Here is a 2106-nt window from a genome sequence, read left to right on the forward strand (position 1 = left end):
CAATTTTTTAGGTGTTGATGTGGACTCCTATTACAACGTGGATATTACTCCGATTGGAGCAGGTGATATTACCATAGATGTGGCAGCAGTGGTTGCTCAGGCTGTATCTGATGCCCAAGATAATACGGTGGCTACAACTGCAACTACCATTTTTGATAATGTTCCTCCGACCATCTCGATAGGTGCGCCGAGTGTAGCCAGCACTTCTGCGGGCCCTGTGAGTTATACGATCACCTATACAGGAGCAAGTGCTGTAAGCTTAGTTCCTGGAGACATTACGTTGAACACAACAGGAACAGCCACGGGAACGGTAGCGGTAACGGGCACAGGAAATGTAACTCGTACTGTTACAATTAGTGGTATTACTGGGGATGGTACCTTAGGGATCACCATTGCAGCGGCCACGGCGACTGATGGAATAAACACAGCCCCTGGTGCAGGTCCAAGTACGACCTTTACGGTTGATAATACAGGTCCGACAGGATATACCGTAACAATAAACCAAGATCCAATAAATACAAGTAATGAAACTTCTATAAGTTTTACTTTTAGTGGTGCACAAGTTAATTCCATCTATAATTTCACATTTACCAGCACAGGTGGCGGTACTCCGGTAACAGGAACTGGCACGATTGTATCTCCCGGCGAAACCATACCCGGTATTGATCTTAGTGGCTTGGGGGATGGCACTATAAACCTGAGTGTCACTTTAACCGATGCCTTAGGAAATACAGGAAGTGCAGCTACAGACTCAGTTACAAAAGTATCAGATGCTATAAGCATCAATGATGTAACCCAGGTAGAACTCAATTCGGGTACTTCTTTATTTATCTTTACAGTAAGTGTAGATGGTGGGGGCAATGCGGCAAGCAATATTAACTTCACGTATAATACGGCGAACGGCACGGCAACTGCCGGGAGTGATTATGTTGCGGTAGTTGGTGGTACAGGAACGATCACCGCCGGTACGAATAGCACGACAATATCTGTTACGGTAAACGGCGATACTACTGTAGAGGGAAATGAGACATTTTTAGTAAACTTAAGTGCTCCTGTGAATGCAACTATTAATGATGCGCAAGGGCAGGGGACCATCACCAATGATGATACCGCAGGGGTAATAATTACTCCAACCTCCGGCCTTGTCACCACAGAAGATGGCGAGAGCGATATTTTTACTATTACCTTAACGGCACAACCAACCGCTAATGTTATAATTCAACTAAGTAGTTCGGATACCAGTGAAGGAACTGTACCGGCAAGTGTAACAATTTTACCGGGCCAATGGAACACTGGTGTGGATGTCATAGTAACAGGGGTAGATGATGCCATTTTAGATGGTGATATTGCTTTTACCATAGTAACAGGAAATATAAGTTCTGGAGATGCTGCTTTTAATGCATTGACGGGTGCTAGTGTTGCCGATGTATCTGTTACTAATACGGACGATGATACGGCTGCCGTTACAATAGCGGATGTAGGTGGACTAGAAAATGGTGGCCCCATAACAGTTACCGCGATCTTAGATAATGCCACCCCGGGTGGATTTACGGTAGACGTTTCTACTTCCGATGGTTCCGCAGTAGCCGGATCTGATTATAGCGCAATAGTTAGTCAAACCCTCACCTTTGTTGGTACGCCCGGAGAACAACAAACCTTTACAGTAAGCCCCATTGGAGATACTAATGTGGAGGCTAATGAAACCTTAACGATCTCAATGTCAAATCTTGCCAGTACCATATTGCCTGTAAACATCACTGATGTGGCAACGGTAACGATCAATAACGATGACAGTGCAACCCTTTCCATAGATGATCCTACTCCCATTGCGGAAGGAAATTCAGGAATTCAAACCATAGTATTTACGGTAACCCTTGGCCAGTCAGATCCAAATAATCCTATTTCTGTCAATTATTTGATCAGTGGAGGAAATGAAGACACTAACACCGGAACTCTTAATTTTATTGCTGGAGATATAGATCTGGACAGGACTATTTCGGTTACGACCAATGGTGACACCGTTGTGGAAGGGGATGAAACCATATCTGTGACCCTCAGTAATCCCAGTATTAATGCCATTCTTACAAAGTCTATAGGCAGCAGTAG

Annotated in this window: 1 protein-coding gene; it reads left to right on the forward strand. The window is 44.4% G+C overall.

Annotated elements, in window-relative coordinates:
- On the forward strand, window positions 1-2106 hold a 2106-nt coding region (locus WBM49_RS10230), incomplete at both ends, for a beta strand repeat-containing protein (protein WP_424371956.1).

Origin of the sequence: Muriicola sp., from assembly GCF_049669965.1 — a bacterium.
Taxonomy (GTDB): domain Bacteria; phylum Bacteroidota; class Bacteroidia; order Flavobacteriales; family Flavobacteriaceae; genus Muriicola.